We start from the raw sequence: 13,221 nt of genomic DNA on the forward strand, positions 1-13,221 counted from the left end.
CGGTTGAGGGGGTGTGAGCGCCATGGATGGCGCGACCAAGCCCCCATGGATGGGTTTACGGCGTCCCCCTCAACCGGACCCACCCCGCCAACCCACGGAAAGCCAGCCTTTGATGTTGACGTTGCTTCTGCAGGTGCAGGGCGCAGCCCTGCCGAAAACTCCACCCTCAGCCGTCGCCCTGGATGCCGCCCGGTGCCTGTGCCGGGTCGCGCCAGCGGCGCACCGTGCGCTGGAAAAACAGGTTGTTCGGCAGCTGCAGCACCGTGCCCTCGTGGCCGTCGCCGGTCTCCTGCAGGGTGGTGTAGATCAGGTTGACGTCGATCACCCGGCCCTTCAGGCCCGGCTTCTCGCCGTTCTCCAGCACCTCGATGTAGTCATGCAGGCGGAACGGGCGGGTGGTGAAGATCAGCAGCGTGCAGAAGATGTTGGACAGCACGCTCCACGCCGCGAAGAAGGCCACTGCGCCCACGGCCGCGAAGCCGGTGAACGCGGTCCACAGTACCGACGGCGATGCGCCGAGCAGGCTGAGGATATACAGCACTGCGCTGAAATAGACCACGAAACTGCTGATCCGGCGTGCGCCCATCGCCATCTCCGGCGGCAGTGTGTAGTGCTCGGCGAAGCGGCGGATCAAGCGCCGTGCCAGCACCCGCAGCAGCCACGCGGCCAGCAGGGTGAGCAGGATCTTCGCGGCGATTCCGGCGTCGTGGAGCCAAGGGTAGGTCCAGGCCGGCAGGTGATCCTTCAGCGACAACATCATGGGGGTGACGACAGGTGGCAATAACGGCCCCCGATGTTACCCGGCGCGTGCGGGGGATTCGACCGCCGGGGTCCAGGCCAGGCACACCAGCTCCTGGCGGTGCTGCTGCAGGCAGGCGCGGCCGTTGTCGGGGCGCAGCTGCAGTGACAGGCCCAGCGGCTGCAGCAGGACGCAGGCAGCGATCACCAGCAGGGCGGCGCAGGATGGGCTGGACATGGCAGGACTCCCGGACGGCAATTTCGCGAAGGACCTTCCATGGATGCAGCCGCCATCCAAAAGGTTGCATGCCATCGATCATCGACCGGCTCTAAACCTTTTCCCGGGTCGCCGCATCCAAGCGATATGCTCGACACCACCATGCCCGCGCCGCCTGCCGCCAATGACGCCGTCGACGAACCCGCCCTGGTGCGGGCGGCGGCCGCGGGCGACACCGCTGCCTACGAACGGCTGTACCGGCGTCACGCGCCGCGTGTATTCGCTGTCCTGTGGCGGTTGTGTGGCGGCCAGCAGGCACGTGCCGAGGATGCGCTGCAGGAGGCTTTCCTGCAGGCGTGGAAAGCACTGCCAGGGTTCCGTTTCGAGAGCAGCCTGTCCACCTGGCTGCATCGGCTGGGCGTCAACGCCGCGCTGATGGAGTTGCGCGGCCGGGCTGCCGGGCAGGACCACGACAGCCTCGATGATATCGACGGAGGCCTGCAGGAACTGGCGGTGCATGACCGTTGTGCCGGCACCGAGCGCGATCTTGAGCGCGCGCTGTCGACACTGCCGCCACGGGCGCGTGCGGTACTGGTACTGCACGACATCGAAGGCTGGAAACACCAGGAAATCGCCGAGCAGCTGCAGATGGCCCTCGGCAGTTCCAAGGCACAGCTGCATCGTGCGCGCGGCCTGTTGCGCGCACGGCTGGGAGACATGACATGAGTACACACGAATACGATTCCGATCACGACCTGCTGGCCCGGCTGCGCGGGCTGCCGAACGAGCGCGATGTCCCCACCGATGGCTGGGCACGCCTGTCGGCCCAGCTGCCGCCGCGTGAACCGCAGGCAGCACCTGCGCCAACGGACAACGTGGTGGCCCTGCCAACGCGCTCGCGGCGCCGCTGGTGGCTGCCGGTCGGCGCTGCCCTGGCGGCCAGCCTGGCGGTCTACGCCGTGGCGCCGTGGCGCCATGCGCAGCCAGAGGTACCGGTACCTTCAGCGCTGCAGCTGCAGGCGGCGGCGATGACCGAGCAGTACCGGCAGGCCGTCGCTTCGCTGCCCGACGGACGGGCGCCGGAATGGCAGCCGGCCCTGCACGAACTGGATGAAAGCGCGGCGCAGATCCGTGCCGCCCTGGCGCAGGACCCGCGTGCGCCGCACCTGCTTGGCCAGCTCAAGCGCACCTATGCGCTGCGGCTGGAACTGACCCGGCAGGCGGCCTATGCCGCCGAGTCCGGCTTGACGACCTGAGGAGACCCCCATGACCCGAACCCTGATTTCCTGCTGTGTCGCGCTGCTGCTGGCCCCTGCCGTGGCGCTGGCCGATACCCGCATCGACGAGCGCCATACCCTGGCCGCGGGCGGTCGCATCGAGCTGAGCAACGTGACCGGCAAGGTGACCGTGCGTGGCTGGGACCGCAATGACGTGCAGCTCACCGGCACGCTCAGCGATGGCCTGCAGCTGCGTCAGGAAAAAAGCGCCAACCGTGTGCGCTGGGAGATCGAGTACCCGCGCCGCAGCAATAACGGCGGCGCAACACTGGTACTGAACGTACCGCGTTCGGTGGAACTGCTGCTCAGCACGGTCAGTGCCAGCCAGGACATCAGTGGCATCGATGTACGGCGGCTGCAGGCCGACACGGTCAGCGGCAGCCTGAGCGCGGCTGGCCGCAGTGGCGACAGCAAGCTCAACACAGTCAGTGGCAGCGTCAGTGCACGCCTGCAGACGCCGAAGTTGGACGTGAACACAGTCAGTGGCCGCATCGAGGCCGGCGGCGGCGTGTCCGGTGATATCGGCGCGCAGACGGTGTCGGGCCGGGTCGAGGTGGACGCTGGCCGCGTGCAGCGGCTGGCGGTGGAGACCGTCTCGGGCAGCATCGATCTGGCAGCAGCCGGACTGGCACCCGGTGGCCGGATCAATGTCGAATCGGTCAGTGCCTCGGTCACGCTGAGCCTGCCGCGCGCGGTGTCGGCGCAGCTGTCGGTGAACAGCTTCAGCGGCTCGATCAACAGCGATGCCGGCCAGGTGGAGCGGCCGCGCTATGGGCCGGGCAGCCACCTCGATACGCGTCTGGGCGGCGGCGACGGTGACATCCGCATCCAGTCGCATTCGGGCAGTGTTCGGGTTCGCCTGGATCGCTGAGCACGGTCCGGCAGGCCGCGGCGGCAGCGCCGCCGCGGTCGGTGCTGGGTCAGCTGGCTTTCTTCAGCGCCCAGGTGGTGCCGAGGACTTCGATCTTGCCACCGGCCTTGCGGAACGCTGCCAGGTCCGAAGCGATCGAATCGCTGCTGACCACGGTGCTGGCGGCCGCGCCCTTGCGTTCGCTGCGGATGCTGTTGCTGGCCTTCGCGGGGGTCTTTGCCTTGCGGGGCATGGTTGCTCCTGTCAGGTGGAAGGGGAGGAAAGCGCCCAGGCGTCGGCCTGGCGCAGGTAGTCCTGCCGCTCGCGGCGGCAGTCATCGCCGCCCATCGAAAACTGGCGGCAGATCGCCGGGCGCTGCGAATAGATCGTGCAGCGCAGGTGATAGGGATCGATCGCCGCGCACCAGCCTTCCTCGTTGCGCGCCATCACGGCACGGCCGTGGGTGTCGCGTGACAGGAACTGGCCGGGCACGTGGTCGCCGGGCTGCAGCAGCACGGGCAGCCGGCAACAGACCGCGTCACAACGGCGGCAGTCGATGGGTGCAGGTGCTGCGTCAGGTTGTAAGGCCACAGGGGCCTGGCGGGTGCCCAAAGCGGGTCTCGATGGCGGCTCAGGTGCTGCGCGGACCATGATCGAGCCAGGAAGGCATGGCCGCTAGGCCCGCAGGGCGGGCCAGGCTGCACCGTGGACACACACCGGCGTGGCCGGTGGAAGGTGCAGCGGAGTTCTAGCCGACCAAGAGTAACTTAGACCGCGTAACGTTTTGTTAATCCTGGCTGGCTGCCGCCAATGCCAGGCCCTGGACCACGCCCAGCGAGGGCTCGCCATGGACCATGCGGGCACCCGGGAAGGCCTCGGCCACGGCCTGGCGCAGGTAGCCGGCACGGGACATGCCGCCGGTCAGGAATACCGCATCCGGGTCGCCGCCGATGTCGCTGCGGACCTGCGCCAGCAGTTCACGGATCTGCTCCAGGTAGCCGTGGGCGGCGGCGGCCAGGCCGTCGGCGCTGCTGTCGGCATGCAGGTCGCGGGCGATGTAGTCCAGCGTGCTGCGGTGCTCGCTGGCGGCGCTGAGGGCGATCTTGGCGCGTTCGACATCGCGGTACAGGCGGGCGGTATTGCCGCTGTCCTGCAGGGCCTGCAGGCGCGCGCCCCACGGGTCGTCGACGTGATCGTATTTGTGCTGCCGGAAGTCACGCTGGCGCGTCATGTCCTGCACTGTCGCTGCTTCCACGTAGTGGTGGGCGGGTACGCGGGTGATACCGCGGCCGAACAGCGGCATGTAGCTGGACAGGCTCAGCGCCAGGTCGATGTCGGTACCGCCGCGGGCGATACCCCAGGCGCGGTGGATGCGCGGGGCGTCGTCGCCGCCGACTTCTGCATACGCGATGTCGGTGGTACCGCCACCGATGTCGACGATCACCGCCTGGTGACGTTCGCGGCTTTCGGCGTGGTAATGCATGGCCGCCGCGGCCGGTTCCTCGAGGAAATCGATCCGGTCGAAGCCGGCCTGGGTGGCCGCTTCGCGCAGGATGTCCAGCGCCTGGTCGTTGCCGGCCGCGCCGATCGAGCTGCGGAACTGCACCGGGCGGCCGAGCAGGGCGGCACGCAGCGGGCGGCCGAGCTGGGCGCTGGCGGTCAGGCGGATGTGTTCGAGGATGTGCGCGGCGATGCCGGTGATGGTCTGCTTCGCGCGCGGGTGCAGGTTGTAGCCCAGCATCGACTTCGGGCTCTGCACCAGGTTGCCTTCGTGTTCCTCGAAATAGGCTTCCAGCGCATCGTCGCCGTAGACCGCGTTCTGCAGCAGGTCGCTGGCGCTGCGTTCCTTGCCGGCGCGGGCTTCCATCCATTCCCGCCGCAGTGCGCGCAGGGCTTCGCGGCGCAGTGCCTGTGGCGTGCGTTCCTGGCCGGCGGCACGGGCTGCGCGTGCGGCGCTGTCGATCATCTGCTGCAGCTGGTGTTCCTGGCCATCATCGAGCTGGAAGTCGTCCGGGTCGGGCACCACGCCGGGGAAATACACGCTGGTACGGAACTGCTCGGCGTCGCCGAAACGGATCGGCAGCAGTTTCCCCTCATGCACGATGGCGGCGGCGGAGTTGCTGGTACCGAAGTCGATGCCGAGGCGCATGGGGAGTTCCGGGGGCGATCAGGGGCCGCGCACTCTGCTGCAGTTCGCGGCCGACTGCAAGTTCCACGAGCGTGCTGTTCCGGCCCTGGTCATGGCGCTGGCCGGATACCGGCCAGGGAAATGGGGCTCCGGGCCAGGCGGTTACAATGGCGGCTGTTGATTCACTTTGAGGTACTTGCTGATGTCTTCTGCCCCCGCCTGCCCGCAGTGCACCCTGGAAAACACCTACGCCGATGGTGCGCTGTGGATCTGCGCCGACTGCGGTTTCGAATGGACCGCCGAGGAAAGCGCCGGTTCGACCCTGGTCGTGCGTGACAGCAACGGCAACACCCTGCAGGCCGGCGACACCGTCACCGTGATCAAGGACCTGAAGGTCAAGGGTTCCTCGATCCCGCTCAAGCAGGGCACCGTGATCCGCAACATCCGCCTGGTCGAGGACGATGCCGAGCACATCGAAGGCAACTCGGACAAGATCAAGGGCCTGGTCCTGAAGACCTGCTTCCTCAAGAAGGCCTGATCGCCTTCAGCGCCGGGCCTGCTGCTGCGCGCGCAAGCGGGCCAGGCTGTCCAGCTTGGCCTGGTAGCGCGCCTGCTCCGGCGCGCCCCCCAGTTCCTGTGCACGCAGCAGTTCGCGGTCGGCGCGCTTGAGCTGGCCAGCCAGGAAATAGACCCGTGCCAGCCCGAAGTGGAACTGATGCGCGGTGTCATACAGGCGCACGGCCTGCCGGTAATAGCGGATCGCCTGGTCCAGCTGGCCGGCGCGTTCGGCCCGGGCGCCGAACATGTACTGCGCGAACGGATCTTCGCGCTGCACCGACTTCAAACGGCGCTCAAGTGACTGCGCCTGCGCGGTCAGTCCCAGGCTGCGGAACAGCGCGGAGGCATTGGTCAGTGCAGCATCCTGGCGGCCGTCCAGCTGCAGCGACCGATCCAGCGCCTGCCGCGCCGCCTCGTTGTTGCCTTCGCGGTGGTCGAGCACGCCGAGGTTGTTCCACACCGGAGCGAACCCGCTGTCCTGAGCCAGGGAAGCGTCGAAGAATGCACGAGCGCCGCCGAAGTCACCGTCGGCGAGGCGCTCCGCACCCAGGTTGTTGTAGAAGTGCGCCAATGCCCGAGCACGGCTCACGGGAACCGGCCCGCGGCGGTCATAGAGCACATTGCGATCCAGATCGACGGTACCGAAACGCCCGCCGACGTCGACACCGGCATTGACGTGGCCGACGCTGTAGACCACGCCCGCGTCCTGGTTCTGGTACCAGGACACCACCTGCCCCACTTCCTGCACGCGGGCCTGGATACCAGCCTCCCGTGCAAGCGTCACGAACAGCAGGGTGAAGGCCAGGCAGTTGGCGCGGCGGTGCTGCCAGATATCGCTGACGGTGTAGGTCGCATCGGCGTCGTACTGAAGGTCCAGCCCGTGCTGATCGAAGATCATCTCTACGAGCGCCTGCAGCCGCTGGTCGCGGGAGTAGCTGCGCTGGATCACCCGCTTCTGGAGCATCGCACGCAGGTCCGCGGGAATGGCGAATACTTCTTCCGGGGTCGGCACACGTGCGGCCGACACGGTGATGGTCGGGGTCGTCACCACATCGGCGGGCGGTGCCTGGCCTGCGCCGAAGGCAGGAACACAGAAAGCCAGCAGCGAAAGGCAGAGGCAATGGGCGGCAGAACGGTACATGACGGTTCCCGGCAGCGGCGGGCGCTCCCGCCTGTGGCGAGTGTATTCCCATGGATGCCAGGCTGCAGCGACCGTTGGTCGGCGCCGTGCTCATCCACAACCGATGTGGACCAGCGCTCGACAAAGCTGTGGACAACCGGCTGTGGGCCCCGCCCGGCAAGCGTTGTGAGTGAGTGGTGAAAAAACCACCAGCTTGCCCGGCACCGGCACAGGCGGGATGATCGGGGCATGGACTTCTCACCGCTGACGCTTGCTCCGGCGCAGTGGCAGGCGCTGCAGGACAGCTATGCAACGCCGCCACGCGCCTACCATCACTTCGGCCATGTACGCGCAGTGCTGCAGCATTGCCAGGAAGTGGCCGAAGGCCCGGGCTGGCGGCAGCCGGCCGAGGTCTATCTGGCCGTGCTCTACCACGACGCGATCTACGAGGCCGGCCGCAAGGACAACGAGGCACGCTCGGCAGCGCTCGCCCTGCAGGCGATCGCGCAGGCGCCGGAGCTTGCCGGTGTCGACACCGCCCGCGTGGAGCAGTTGATCCTGTTGACCGCCCGCCATGGTGCGCTTGGCCGGGACGATGTGGATGCCGAGGCGGCGCTGTTCCTTGACTGCGACATGGCGATCCTGGCCGCGCCGGAGCCGGTGTTCGCCGCCTATGACCGTGGTGTAGCCGAGGAATACAGGGGCGTTGTGCCGGGCTTCCTGTACCGTGCTGGCCGGCGTCGATTCCTGCAGGGGCTGCTGCGTGCACCGCAGATTTTCCTCAGTGACTTCTTCCATCAGCGCCTGGATGCGGCCGCGCGCGACAACCTGCGCCGTCAGCTGGCGCGCTGAGCCAGCCCGGTACACTGGTGGCCTGTTTCCATCGGCTGTCGCCTCCAACCGTGTCCGACCCTGATCCCGATCCCCGCCCGCTGCCGCCGGAAGAGCCCGGTCCCAACGAATGCTGCGGCAGTGGCTGCCCCTTGTGCGTACTTGACCTGTATGCCGACGAGCTGCAGCGCTATCGCAAGGCGCTGGCCGAATGGAAGGCGCGGCATCCTGAGGCCGCACCATGAACCGCACGCGCCCGGCGGCAGCGCTGGCGCTGGTGGCATTGCTGCTGTTTGTGGCCACCGCGCTGTGGACGCAGTTCGCACGTGCCGATCTGGACTGGGTGCGGGCCACGCTCAGCCTTTACCTGCACGGGCCGTGGGGGCTGGCGCTGCGTGCGGCATATTGCCTGCTGGCGCTGGCCATCACGGTGCTTGGCATTGCGCTGTATCGCGGCAGCATCGGTCCGCGGCGCAGTGCGGCGGCGCCGCTGTTGTTCAGCGTCTCAGCACTGGGGCTGGCGACGGTCGCCATCGGTGACAGCTGGCTGCCGGAAGCCACCCCCCTGCTGGCGCCGTTCATCCACGGGCTGGCGGCCAACACCGCGTTCCTGTGCGCCAGTGTCGGCATGCTGCTGCAGGCCTGGTATCTGCGCCGCGAACCGGGCTGGCAGTCCGCCGCCGGCCTGCTCTGGGGTTGGGCCTGGCTGGCGTTCGCACTGTTGTGGCTGCATGTGCTGTGGCGCGCCGGTCCGCCGCGCGGGCTGGGCCAGAAGGCCGTGATCGTGGTGATCGTGGGCTGGCTGCTGTACCTGGCGCTGGCACTGTACCGGCGCGGTCGGCGTACCACGGCCCACTGAATCCCCAACGGCCTGCGCCGGTACGTGCCGTGCACGCGGCGGCGGCGTATCGTGTGCGTATTCCATCGGGGATGCGATATGAAGCGTGCAGGGCTGGGCTGGGCAATGGGTGTGGTTCTGGCGCTGGCGGCGCTGCCGGCGATGGCGGCGGCCAACGTGCAGCAGTTCAGCCACGGGCGGTTCGAGCAGATTCCAGTGCACATGCCGGCCGGCACGCCGCAGCGGGTAGTGATCTGGTTCCATGAGCCCACCGCCGGTGGCGACACCAGCCGCCTGCCGATCGAGGCCCTGCGTGCCGACGGCGCCATGGTTGCCGCCGTGGACATCGCGCACCTGCGCGGGGTGCTCAAGCGCGAGGGTGACCCGACCTGTTCGTTCGGTTCCGGTGACGTCGAGAACTTCTCGCGCTGGCTGCAGGCCTCGCTGCATCTGCCCGGTTACCACCTGCCGCTGGTCGGCGGTGATGGTGAAGGTGCCGAGATGGCCTATTCGCTCGCAGCGCAGGCCGATACCCAGGTGTTCGCCGGCGTGCTGACCACCGGCTTCTGTCCGGACCACAACCACCAGCGCATGGTCTGCGGCGATGGTGTGAAGCACAACAAACTTCAGCCTGCCGAGCTGAACTTCCCGTGGTTGAGTGCGGCCGGTGACCACGGCTGCAAGGTGGGGGAGGCCAGCCAGTTCGTGCAGCAGGTCGCGATGGCGCGTGAGTTCAAGCGCACCGCGCGCGGTGATGCCTCGCCGGGCCTGGTGGCCGCAGCGCGGGTAATCGGCGCGCAGGCCGGCGTCAGCCTGGCACCGCCGCCGGCCGCGCTGAAGGGCCTGCCGGTGGTGGAGATGCCAGCCGCCGGCAACGGCGACACGCTTGCCGTGTTCGTTTCCGGCGACGGTGGTTGGGCCGGCCTGGACAAGAACGTGGCGTCGTCACTCAACGAGCATGGCGTGGCGGTGGTCGGCATCGATTCGCTGCGCTACTTCTGGAGCGAGCGCACGCCGAAGGGCTTTGCCGGTGACCTGCAGAAGATCATCGACCACTACCGCCAGCAGTGGCACCGCGACAAGGTGATGCTGATCGGCTTCTCGCAGGGCGCCGACGTGCTGCCGGCCACCATCAACCAGCTCGATGCCGATACCCGCGCGGCGCTGGACCGTATCGTGCTGCTGTCGGTGGGCAGGAAGGCCGACTTCGAATTCCACGTCAGCAACTGGCTGGGCGGCGGCGGTGACGGTCTGCCGATCGCGCCGGAAGTGGCCAGGCTGCCGGCGGAAAAAACGCTGTGCGTATACGGCGACAAGGATGAGGATGCACTGTGCCCGGACCTGCCGGCCAATGACGGCGTGAGGAAGGTGAAGCTGCCGGGCGATCACCATTTCGGTGGTGACTACGATCGCCTGGCCGAGGTAATCCTCAAGGGCGGGATGTAGCGTCAAGCCATGCCCGACCGCCGTCGCTGACGTGTCGACCAAGGTCGACACCTACCCGGCGAAGTGTAGCGTCGAGCCCTGCTCGACGGATCGCGGCCTCAACTCCGCCGCGGGTCCAGTGAAATCAGGCGCGTGGCATCCAGCAGCGCCGCCGGCAGGTGCATGCCGCCCGGTGCGGCCAGGTAACGCGGCCGCCACTGCGGATCGAACTTCGATTTGAAGCGGCGCAGGCCACTGAATCCATAGAAGCGCTCACCATGCCGCGCGAGCAGGCCGGCCAGCCGGTTCCAGCGACCGGCCAGGCGATGCTGGGCCAGTCCGGACAGCGGTGCCATGCCCAGCGAGAACCGCGCATAGCCCTGCGCGCGGCCCCACAGGAACAGCTCGATGAAGAGGAAGTCCATCGTCCCCTTCGGCGCTTCGTTGACGTGGCGCATCAGGTCCACCGACAGCTCGGCACCGGCCGGTGCCTGCCACAGGTTGGCAAACGCCACGATCTGGCCTTCGGCCTCGACCAGCGCCACCGGGAAGCGCACCAGGTAGTCCGGGTCGTAGCTGCCCAGCGAGAAACCCTTTTCGTCCCCGGATTTGTCTTCCAGCCAGGCGTTGGAAATCGCGTGCAGGCGCGGCAGCAGGCTGGGAATTTCCTCCACTGGCGCTACGCGGAACGACAGGCCGCTGCGCTTGCCGCGGTTCCAGGCCTGGCGCAGGTCGGCACGTTCGCGACCTTCCAGGCCGAAGTCGTGCAGAGGCACCATCGCTTCTTCGCCCAGTTTGACCAGCCCCAGGCCCAGGTCGAGATAGGTCTGCCAGTACGTCTCGCCGACCTGGTAGAAGACCGGACGCAGGCCAAGCCGGTCGGCTTCTTCGCGGAAGCGCCAGATCAGTGCACGGGCGACGTCCGGCGGGCCGACTGGATCGCCCATTGCGATCAGCGAGCCACCATAGCGCTGCATCATCACGAAGCCCAGCCTGGCGTCGTCACGCAGCACTGCCTTGTCGGCGGTCAGTACCAGACAGGCCTGGGTGTCCGTAGCACCCGCCAGCACCGGTGCCAGCGATTGCAGCGTGGCTTCGTCGGCGGCCGGCAGTGGGCTGCGCGTGCTATGCAGCAGCCGCGCCAGGCCGAACATCACCAGCGCGATGGCCACCACCAGCAACGCGCGCAGCGCGCGTGGTGCGTTGCCCGACACCGCGAACTGCCACCACAACTCGTTCTGGTATTCGACATGGCTGTAGGTGAAGAACAGCAGCCAGGTGACCGCCACCAGCACCAGGCCGAGGTTGCGCAGCCACGGCCATGACCAGGCTTCGTCCAGCAGCGCGCCCTGGCGGTAGAACTCGCGACGTGCGGCCCACAGTGCCATCGCCACCAGCACCGCCGAGAGGGCGATCAACAGTTGGCCACCACGCAGCCACAGCGGCAGCGGGGTGATCACGCACACCGCCATCGCCAGCATCCACGCGGCGTGGCTGCGCCGGGCCAGGCCCTGGCCGATCAGCAGCAGTGCGACGCCGCTGAGACTGCCGATCAGGTGCGAGGTTTCGAGGATCGGCAGCGAGGCGTTGACCAGGTGACGGCGCGGCGTCGGCAGCGTGCCGTCGATGACCAGCGCGGCACCGATGCTGAACACCGCCAGCGCGATGATCTGCGGCAACCATGGGCGCAGCGCGTTCCAGCCGGCACGGGTTGCGCCGGCGCTGGCCTGCAGCGGCTGGCGCAGGGCGGGCGCGAGCGCGAGCAGGGTAGCCAGTACCAGCGGCAGTACATAGTAGGTAACGCGGTAGATCAGCGCCGCCGCCAGCACCGCCGCCGGTGCCACCTGCGGCAACAGCTTCAGCAGGCTCCATTCGAACACGCCCAGGCCGGCCGGCACGGTCGAGACCAGGCCGGCCAGCACCGCCACCAGGTACAGGCCGACGAAGCCGGGCAGGCCGGTGGGAGTGGAGTCGGGCAGCAGCACATAGAACGCAGCACTGGCCAGTACCAGCTCGATGACGCTGAGCACGGTGACGCCGATCATGGTCCGGCGGTCGGGTAGCCACAACGCATGGCCGAACACGCTGAACTGCCGTCCATCGCGGCCGACCAGCAGCACGGTGCCGAGATAGGCGAGCAGGGCGACGATGCCGACCACGCGCACGGCTTCGGGATTCAAAGGCAATGCCAACGCCGCCGCCGCAGGTTCCATGCACAGCGCGACGCTGATCAACAGCCATGCACCGAACACGAAACCGAGCGTGCTCATCAGCACTACCTGGCCGATCTGAGCCAGGTCCAGGCCGGCGCTGCGGTAGCCACGCAGGCGCACCGCACCACCGGTCAGCGCGGCAAAGCCGACGGTCTGGCCCAGCGTATGCGCGAGGAAGGCGGTGATGCCGATGCGCGCCGGATGGACGCGGATGCCGCTGCGGCGCAGGCCGATGGCATCGAAGCCGATCAGGCAGGCGTAGCTGGCCAGGCCAAGCACCACGGTGAGCGCGATCTGCATGCCGCTGAGCTGGCGGAACGCCTGGCGGATGGCACGGTAGCCGTGCTCGTCGAATTCACTGGCCAGGCCATGCAGGGCCAGCGAAAGGATCAGCAGGGGAACGACGATGGTGAGGACCCGCTTCCATGCCGGGGTTGAGGAAGCGGTGGCGGGGTCGGTGTCTGGGGTCATCGGCGCAAGGGTGCGTCAGGAAGGGCGAGTGCGGTGTCAACGCGGGCGTGGCGCATCGTGCGCCTGTCGCCGTCATTTGACCAGCGTGCGTGTCGTAGCCCGGTAGTGGGGCTGCGCGAAGGTTGCCCATGCACCCACCGTTGACCGGTTTGGAGGACAATGCAGGCCTGATCACCCGCAGGAGCCACGCCCATGATGGAGCGTTACGACGTCGGACCGCGCATGTCCGAAATGACCGTGTACAACAAGGTCGCCTACCTCTCCGGCCAGATTCCGGAAGACACGAGCCAGGACATCACCGGGCAGACCCGGCAGGTGCTGGCGGAGATCGACAAGCTGCTGGCGCTGGTCGCCAGTGACCGCCAGCACGTGCTGCGCGCGGAAGTGTTCCTGGCCGACATCGCCGACTTCGACGGCATGAACAAGGCGTGGGACGAGTGGGTGGTCGAGGGCGCGACCCCGGCCCGTGCGACCTTCGAAGCCAAGCTGGCCCACGCCGAGTGGAAGGTCGAGATCGTGGTGACGGCGGCGGTGCCGTAACGGCAGGCAAGGTCA

General features: G+C 68.0%; 16 protein-coding genes. 9 read left to right on the forward strand and 7 right to left on the reverse strand.

The window, feature by feature from the left end:
• Positions 1-166: 166 nt before the first annotated feature.
• Positions 167-760, reverse strand: coding sequence for a mechanosensitive ion channel family protein (locus N5J73_RS22455; protein WP_080354789.1), 594 nt, complete (start codon positions 758-760; stop codon positions 167-169).
• A gap of 36 nt (positions 761-796) precedes the next feature.
• Entirely contained in the window at positions 797-976 is a 180-nt protein-coding gene (locus N5J73_RS22460) for a hypothetical protein (protein ID WP_049443892.1), read from the reverse strand.
• A gap of 126 nt (positions 977-1,102) precedes the next feature.
• Here N5J73_RS22460 and N5J73_RS22465 point away from each other — a divergent pair, with 126 nt between their 5' ends.
• The 3 genes from N5J73_RS22465 to N5J73_RS22475 are packed head-to-tail and all read left to right on the forward strand — an operon-like array spanning position 1,103 to position 3,103.
• Positions 1,103-1,681: a sigma-70 family RNA polymerase sigma factor gene (locus N5J73_RS22465; RefSeq protein ID WP_049443894.1), complete on the forward strand. Its 579-nt coding sequence runs from the start codon at positions 1,103-1,105 to the stop codon at positions 1,679-1,681.
• Positions 1,678-2,211: a hypothetical protein gene (locus tag N5J73_RS22470; protein ID WP_049443896.1), complete on the forward strand. Its 534-nt coding sequence runs from the start codon at positions 1,678-1,680 to the stop codon at positions 2,209-2,211. Before N5J73_RS22465 ends, N5J73_RS22470 begins: the two co-directional genes overlap by 4 nt.
• Positions 2,212-2,221: 10 nt before the next feature.
• Positions 2,222-3,103 carry a DUF4097 family beta strand repeat-containing protein gene (locus N5J73_RS22475; protein ID WP_279941352.1) on the forward strand — a complete coding sequence of 294 codons (882 nt, stop codon included), beginning with the start codon at positions 2,222-2,224 and terminating at the stop codon, positions 3,101-3,103.
• Positions 3,104-3,152: 49 nt separating this feature from the next.
• Here N5J73_RS22475 and N5J73_RS22480 read toward each other — a convergent pair whose 3' ends face one another.
• The 3 genes from N5J73_RS22480 to N5J73_RS22490 all read right to left on the reverse strand — a co-directional run bounded on the left by N5J73_RS22480 (position 3,153) and on the right by N5J73_RS22490 (position 5,231).
• Positions 3,153-3,335: a hypothetical protein gene (locus N5J73_RS22480; protein WP_005410566.1), complete on the reverse strand. Its 183-nt coding sequence runs from the start codon at positions 3,333-3,335 to the stop codon at positions 3,153-3,155.
• Positions 3,336-3,346: 11 nt separating this feature from the next.
• The gene (locus N5J73_RS22485) at positions 3,347-3,640 is read right to left on the reverse strand and encodes a YkgJ family cysteine cluster protein (RefSeq protein WP_053462562.1); all 294 of its coding nucleotides are present in this window, start codon (positions 3,638-3,640) and stop codon (positions 3,347-3,349) included.
• 229 nt (positions 3,641-3,869) lie between these two features.
• Positions 3,870-5,231: an Hsp70 family protein gene (locus N5J73_RS22490; protein ID WP_049443899.1), complete on the reverse strand. Its 1,362-nt coding sequence runs from the start codon at positions 5,229-5,231 to the stop codon at positions 3,870-3,872.
• A 181-nt stretch (positions 5,232-5,412) separates the two neighbouring features.
• Between N5J73_RS22490 and N5J73_RS22495 the strand changes: the two genes are divergently transcribed.
• A complete protein-coding gene (locus N5J73_RS22495) occupies positions 5,413-5,748 on the forward strand; it encodes a zinc ribbon domain-containing protein YjdM (RefSeq protein ID WP_010482882.1) in 336 nt (111 codons plus the stop codon).
• 6 nt (positions 5,749-5,754) lie between these two features.
• Here the strand turns inward: N5J73_RS22495 and N5J73_RS22500 are convergent, their stop codons facing one another.
• Complete coding sequence (locus N5J73_RS22500; protein ID WP_049443900.1) at positions 5,755-6,909, reverse strand: tetratricopeptide repeat protein; 1,155 nt, start codon at positions 6,907-6,909, stop codon at positions 5,755-5,757.
• A gap of 228 nt (positions 6,910-7,137) precedes the next feature.
• Between N5J73_RS22500 and N5J73_RS22505 the strand changes: the two genes are divergently transcribed.
• From N5J73_RS22505 to N5J73_RS22520, 4 genes are all read left to right on the forward strand, one after another.
• On the forward strand, positions 7,138-7,740 hold the full coding sequence (locus N5J73_RS22505; RefSeq protein ID WP_049443902.1) for a hypothetical protein: 603 nt from the start codon (positions 7,138-7,140) through the stop codon (positions 7,738-7,740).
• Positions 7,741-7,790: 50 nt separating this feature from the next.
• The gene (locus tag N5J73_RS22510; RefSeq protein ID WP_049443904.1) at positions 7,791-7,964 is read left to right on the forward strand and encodes an oxidoreductase-like domain-containing protein; all 174 of its coding nucleotides are present in this window, start codon (positions 7,791-7,793) and stop codon (positions 7,962-7,964) included.
• The gene (locus N5J73_RS22515; RefSeq protein ID WP_049443906.1) at positions 7,961-8,578 is read left to right on the forward strand and encodes a DUF998 domain-containing protein; all 618 of its coding nucleotides are present in this window, start codon (positions 7,961-7,963) and stop codon (positions 8,576-8,578) included. The genes N5J73_RS22510 and N5J73_RS22515 overlap by 4 nt, the downstream gene beginning before the upstream one ends.
• 78 nt (positions 8,579-8,656) lie before the next feature.
• Positions 8,657-10,003, forward strand: coding sequence for an AcvB/VirJ family lysyl-phosphatidylglycerol hydrolase (locus tag N5J73_RS22520; protein ID WP_049443908.1), 1,347 nt, complete (start codon positions 8,657-8,659; stop codon positions 10,001-10,003).
• 98 nt (positions 10,004-10,101) lie between these two features.
• Here N5J73_RS22520 and mprF read toward each other — a convergent pair whose 3' ends face one another.
• Entirely contained in the window at positions 10,102-12,666 is a 2,565-nt protein-coding gene (gene mprF, locus N5J73_RS22525; RefSeq protein ID WP_049443909.1) for a bifunctional lysylphosphatidylglycerol flippase/synthetase MprF, read from the reverse strand.
• 192 nt (positions 12,667-12,858) lie between these two features.
• On the opposite strand from mprF, the gene N5J73_RS22530 reads away from it, so the two are divergent.
• Positions 12,859-13,206 (forward strand): RidA family protein, encoded by a 348-nt coding sequence (locus N5J73_RS22530; protein ID WP_005418155.1) that lies wholly within the window; start codon positions 12,859-12,861, stop codon positions 13,204-13,206.
• Positions 13,207-13,221: the final 15 nt, after the last annotated feature.

This window comes from Stenotrophomonas sp. GD03654 (genome assembly GCF_029845105.1).
Classification (GTDB): domain Bacteria; phylum Pseudomonadota; class Gammaproteobacteria; order Xanthomonadales; family Xanthomonadaceae; genus Stenotrophomonas; species Stenotrophomonas africana.

Bases quoted from the DNA above. Each gene is read 5' to 3' on its own strand.
- N5J73_RS22460 (WP_049443892.1), bottom strand. From the start codon at position 976: ATGTCCAGCCCATCCTGCGCCGCCCTGCTGGTGATCGCTGCCTGCGTC.
- N5J73_RS22520 (WP_049443908.1), top strand. From the start codon at position 8,657: ATGAAGCGTGCAGGGCTGGGCTGGGCAATGGGTGTGGTTCTGGCGCTG.
- N5J73_RS22480 (WP_005410566.1), bottom strand. From the start codon at position 3,335: ATGCCCCGCAAGGCAAAGACCCCCGCGAAGGCCAGCAACAGCATCCGC.
- N5J73_RS22505 (WP_049443902.1), top strand. From the start codon at position 7,138: ATGGACTTCTCACCGCTGACGCTTGCTCCGGCGCAGTGGCAGGCGCTG.
- N5J73_RS22515 (WP_049443906.1), top strand. From the start codon at position 7,961: ATGAACCGCACGCGCCCGGCGGCAGCGCTGGCGCTGGTGGCATTGCTG.
- N5J73_RS22490 (WP_049443899.1), bottom strand. From the start codon at position 5,231: ATGCGCCTCGGCATCGACTTCGGTACCAGCAACTCCGCCGCCGCCATC.
- N5J73_RS22475 (WP_279941352.1), top strand. From the start codon at position 2,222: ATGACCCGAACCCTGATTTCCTGCTGTGTCGCGCTGCTGCTGGCCCCT.
- N5J73_RS22500 (WP_049443900.1), bottom strand. From the start codon at position 6,909: ATGTACCGTTCTGCCGCCCATTGCCTCTGCCTTTCGCTGCTGGCTTTC.
- N5J73_RS22495 (WP_010482882.1), top strand. From the start codon at position 5,413: ATGTCTTCTGCCCCCGCCTGCCCGCAGTGCACCCTGGAAAACACCTAC.
- N5J73_RS22465 (WP_049443894.1), top strand. From the start codon at position 1,103: ATGCTCGACACCACCATGCCCGCGCCGCCTGCCGCCAATGACGCCGTC.
- N5J73_RS22470 (WP_049443896.1), top strand. From the start codon at position 1,678: ATGAGTACACACGAATACGATTCCGATCACGACCTGCTGGCCCGGCTG.
- N5J73_RS22455 (WP_080354789.1), bottom strand. From the start codon at position 760: ATGATGTTGTCGCTGAAGGATCACCTGCCGGCCTGGACCTACCCTTGG.
- mprF (WP_049443909.1), bottom strand. From the start codon at position 12,666: ATGACCCCAGACACCGACCCCGCCACCGCTTCCTCAACCCCGGCATGG.
- N5J73_RS22530 (WP_005418155.1), top strand. From the start codon at position 12,859: ATGATGGAGCGTTACGACGTCGGACCGCGCATGTCCGAAATGACCGTG.